The sequence below is a fragment of the Vogesella urethralis genome, from assembly GCF_007644045.2.
Lineage (GTDB): Bacteria > Pseudomonadota > Gammaproteobacteria > Burkholderiales > Chromobacteriaceae > Vogesella > Vogesella urethralis.
The window spans coordinates 1-5,098 of sequence record NZ_VMDW02000020.1; the positions used below are offsets into that span (position 1 = coordinate 1).

2 tRNA genes and 2 rRNA genes are annotated in these 5,098 nt (G+C 53.0%); all 4 read right to left on the bottom strand.

The window, feature by feature from the left end:
* Positions 1 to 58: 58 nt before the first annotated feature.
* Positions 59 to 2,945, bottom strand: a 23S ribosomal RNA gene (locus tag FLQ03_RS00865).
* A 236-nt stretch (positions 2,946 to 3,181) separates the two neighbouring features.
* Positions 3,182 to 3,257: transfer RNA gene (locus tag FLQ03_RS00870), tRNA-Ala, on the bottom strand.
* A gap of 11 nt (positions 3,258 to 3,268) precedes the next feature.
* Positions 3,269 to 3,345, bottom strand: a tRNA-Ile gene (locus FLQ03_RS00875).
* Between the two features lie 83 nt (positions 3,346 to 3,428).
* Positions 3,429 to 4,964, bottom strand: a 16S ribosomal RNA gene (locus FLQ03_RS00880).
* The 16S and 23S rRNA genes sit together here with 2 tRNA genes alongside, the layout of an rRNA operon.
* Between the last annotated feature and the right edge of the window lie 134 nt (positions 4,965 to 5,098).

The window sequence follows — 5,098 nt, forward strand, 5'->3', positions numbered from 1 at the left end:
GCCGGTAGAATCTTGTATCTCGCTCTCGCTACACGTCGCACAAAGCGACTCAAATGATAGGATCAAGCCTCACGAGCAATTAGTATCGGTTAGCTTAACGCCTCACAGCGCTTCCACACCCGACCTATCAACGTCCTGGTCTCGAACGACTCTTCAGGGAGGTCAAGCCTCCAGGGAAGTCTCATCTTCAGGCAAGTTTCCCGCTTAGATGCTTTCAGCGGTTATCTCTTCCGAACTTAGCTACCCGGCGATGCGACTGGCGTCACAACCGGTACACCAGAGGTTCGTCCACTCCGGTCCTCTCGTACTAGGAGCAGCCCCCGTCAAACTTCCAACGCCCACTGCAGATAGGGACCAAACTGTCTCACGACGTTTTGAACCCAGCTCACGTACCACTTTAAATGGCGAACAGCCATACCCTTGGGACCGGCTACAGCCCCAGGATGTGATGAGCCGACATCGAGGTGCCAAACTCCGCCGTCGATGTGAACTCTTGGGCGGAATCAGCCTGTTATCCCCGGAGTACCTTTTATCCGTTGAGCGATGGCCCTTCCATTCAGAACCACCGGATCACTATGTCCTGCTTTCGCACCTGCTCGACTTGTCGGTCTCGCAGTTAAGCTACCTTTTGCCATTGCACTATCAGCACGATTTCCGACCGTACCTAGGTAACCTTCGAACTCCTCCGTTACACTTTGGGAGGAGACCGCCCCAGTCAAACTGCCTACCATGCACTGTCCCCGATCCGGATCACGGACCAAGGTTAGAACCTCAAACACACCAGGGTGGTATTTCAAGGACGGCTCCATACGAACTAGCGTCCGTACTTCATAGCCTCCCACCTATCCTACACAAGTCTGTTCAAAGTCCAATGCAAAGCTACAGTAAAGGTTCACGGGGTCTTTCCGTCTAGCAGCGGGTAGATTGCATCTTCACAAACATTTCAACTTCGCTGAGTCTCAGGAGGAGACAGTGTGGCCATCGTTACGCCATTCGTGCGGGTCGGAACTTACCCGACAAGGAATTTCGCTACCTTAGGACCGTTATAGTTACGGCCGCCGTTTACTGGGACTTCAATCAAGAGCTTGCACCCCATCATTTAATCTTCCAGCACCGGGCAGGCGTCACTCCGTATACGTCCACTTTCGTGTTGGCACAGAGCTGTGTTTTTGTTAAACAGTCGCAGCCACCTATTCTCTGCGACCTCTATCAGCTTCGGACGCGAGGTCCTACACCGACAGAGGCACACCTTCTCCCGAAGTTACGGTGTCAATTTGCCGAGTTCCTTCTCCTGAGTTCTCTCAAGCGCCTTAGAATTCTCATCCTGCCCACCTGTGTCGGTTTGCGGTACGGTTCTTATGCAGCTGAAGCTTAGTGGCTTTTCCTGGAAGCGTGGTATCAGTTACTTCAGGTCCGTAGACCCTCGTCATCACCTCTCGGCCTTAAGGTGCAGCGGATTTGCCTACCGCACCAGCCTACCGGCTTAAACGACCTATTCCAACAGGCCGCTAACCTAACCTTCTCCGTCCCCACATCGCACTGCATAAAAGTACGGGAATATTAACCCGTTTCCCATCGACTACGCTTTTCAGCCTCGCCTTAGGGGCCGACTCACCCTACGCCGATGAACGTTGCGTAGGAAACCTTGGGCTTTCGGCGAGCGGGCTTTTCACCCGCTTTATCGCTACTCATGTCAGCATTCGCACTTCTGATATCTCCAGCAGGGTTTACACCACCACCTTCACAGACCTACAGAACGCTCCCCTACCACGCATATAAATATGCATCCGCAGCTTCGGTTATCAGTTTGAGCCCCGTTACATCTTCCGCGCAGGACGACTCGACCAGTGAGCTATTACGCTTTCTTTAAATGATGGCTGCTTCTAAGCCAACATCCTGGCTGTCTAGGCCTTCCCACCTCGTTTACCACTTAACTGATCATTTGGGACCTTAGCTGGCGGTCTGGGTTGTTTCCCTCTTGACGATGGACGTTAGCACCCACCGTCTGTCTCCCATGCTTGCACTTTCCGGTATTCAGAGTTTGCCATGGTTTGGTAAATCGCAATGACCCCCTAGCCATAACAGTGCTTTACCCCCGGAAGTGATACATGAGGCACTACCTAAATAGTTTTCGGGGAGAACCAGCTATCTCCGAGTTTGTTTAGCCTTTCACCCCTATCCACAGCTCATCCCCTAGTTTTGCAACACTAGTGGGTTCGGACCTCCAGTGCGTGTTACCGCACCTTCATCCTGGCCATGGATAGATCACTCGGTTTCGGGTCTACACCCAGCGACTGAGACGCCCTATTCGGACTCGGTTTCCCTACGCCTCCCCTATTCGGTTAAGCTTGCCACTGAATGTAAGTCGCTGACCCATTATACAAAAGGTACGCAGTCACCCGTTTCCAGGCTCCCACTGTTTGTATGCATCCGGTTTCAGGTTCTATTTCACTCCCCTCCCGGGGTTCTTTTCGCCTTTCCCTCACGGTACTGGTTCACTATCGGTCGATCACGAGTATTTAGCCTTGGAGGATGGTCCCCCCATCTTCAGACAGGATTTCGCGTGTCCCGCCCTACTTCTCGTATGCTCAGTTCTTGGAATGCGTTTTCGTGTACGGGGCTATCACCCACTATGGCTGCACTTTCCAGAGCATTCCACTAACACAATCCATAACACATACAGGCTCTTCCGCGTTCGCTCGCCACTACTTACGGAATCTCGGTTGATTTCTTTTCCTCGGGGTACTTAGATGTTTCAGTTCTCCCGGTTCGCCTCCACTGGCCTATGTGTTCAGCCAGGGATCTCCTTGCGGAGGGGTTTCCCCATTCGGACATCAGCGGATCAAAGCTCCATTGCCAGCTCCCCGCTGCTTTTCGCAGGCTTGCACGTCCTTCATCGCCTGTGATCGCCAAGGCATCCACCAGATGCACTTAGTCGCTTGACCCTATCATTTCAGTTGCCTTACTTTGACGGGTAGCGTTTGCGGTATCACACACTAAGGCGTATGTGATACGCGATACAATCTTCTACCCAAGCTGACGATTCATCACGATCAGAGTTAACTTATCGTTTTGTCTCGCCGCTTGTATTTGGCTTCTTCAGTTTGTTAAAGATCGGGCGTTTTACAACGCAAACAGAAAGTCACTCAGCGTGGCTGAATGCGTTTTTGTTTGCATTGGGTGGTGGAGGATGACGGGATCGAACCGACGACCCCCTGCTTGCAAAGCAGGTGCTCTCCCAACTGAGCTAATCCCCCTCGAAGGGTACTGGTGGGTCTGGTAGGACTCGAACCTACGACCCCTGCGTTATCAACACAGTGCTCTAACCGGCTGAGCTACAAACCCAGTCTTCCTCGCGGCCTTGCGGCCAACTGCCCTTAACTTACCAATAACCGATAGGCTGTAAGTGCCTGACCCGCCTTCTCTAGAAAGGAGGTGATCCAGCCGCAGGTTCCCCTACGGCTACCTTGTTACGACTTCACCCCAGTCATGAAACCTACCGTGGTAAGCGGGCTCCTTACGGTTACCCTACCCACTTCTGGCGGATTCCACTCCCATGGTGTGACGGGCGGTGTGTACAAGGCCCGGGAACGTATTCACCGCAGTATGCTGACCTGCGATTACTAGCGATTCCGACTTCATGGAGTCGAGTTGCAGACTCCAATCCGGACTACGATCGGCTTTAAGAGATTAGCTCCACCTCGCGGTTTGGCAACCCTCTGTACCGACCATTGTATGACGTGTGAAGCCCTGCTCATAAGGGCCATGAGGACTTGACGTCATCCCCACCTTCCTCCGGTTTGTCACCGGCAGTCTCATTAGAGTGCCCAACCAAATGATGGCAACTAATGACAAGGGTTGCGCTCGTTGCGGGACTTAACCCAACATCTCACGACACGAGCTGACGACAGCCATGCAGCACCTGTGTTACGGCTCCCTTTCGGGCACCAAGCCATCTCTGGCAAGTTCCGTACATGTCAAGAGCAGGTAAGGTTCTTCGCGTTGCATCGAATTAATCCACATCATCCACCGCTTGTGCGGGCCCCCGTCAATTCCTTTGAGTTTTAACCTTGCGGCCGTACTCCCCAGGCGGTCAATTTCACGCGTTAGCTACGCTACCAGGGATTCTAACCCCCAACAGCTAATTGACATCGTTTAGGGCGTGGACTACCAGGGTATCTAATCCTGTTTGCTCCCCACGCTTTCGTGCATGAGCGTCAGTGTCATCCCAGGGGGCTGCCTTCGCCATCGGTGTTCCTCCGCATCTCTACGCATTTCACTGCTACACGCGGAATTCCACCCCCCTCTGACGCACTCTAGTCTGACAGTTCCAAACGCAGTTCCCAAGTTGAGCTCGGGGATTTCACATCTGGCTTATCAAACCGCCTGCGCACGCTTTACGCCCAGTAATTCCGATTAACGCTCGCACCCTACGTATTACCGCGGCTGCTGGCACGTAGTTAGCCGGTGCTTATTCTTCAGGTACTGTCATCCCCCAGCGGTATTAACGCTAGGGATTTCCTCCCTGACAAAAGTCCTTTACAACCCGAAGGCCTTCTTCAGACACGCGGCATGGCTGGATCAGGCTTTCGCCCATTGTCCAAAATTCCCCACTGCTGCCTCCCGTAGGAGTCTGGGCCGTGTCTCAGTCCCAGTGTGGCGGATCATCCTCTCAGACCCGCTACTGATCGTCGCCTAGGTGAGCCTTTACCTCACCTACTAGCTAATCAGACGTCGGCCGCTCGAATAGCGTGAGGCCCGAAGGTCCCCCACTTTCTACCTCAGTACGTATGCGGTATTAGCACAACTTTCGCTGCGTTATCCCCCACTACTCGGCACGTTCCGACGCATTACTCACCCGTTCGCCACTCGTCAGCGGTGCAAGCACCCTGTTACCGTTCGACTTGCATGTGTAAAGCATGCCGCCAGCGTTCAATCTGAGCCAGGATCAAACTCTTGAGTTCAAATCCAAGCAAATTTTTGGCACGCAAGTTCAAAGAAACATCGTTTCTTGATCTTTGCAGTGCAAGTATTTGGCAGAGCCAGACACTTACACCTATCGGTTATTTGGTTTGTTTAAAGAGCGGTGCTGACTTCG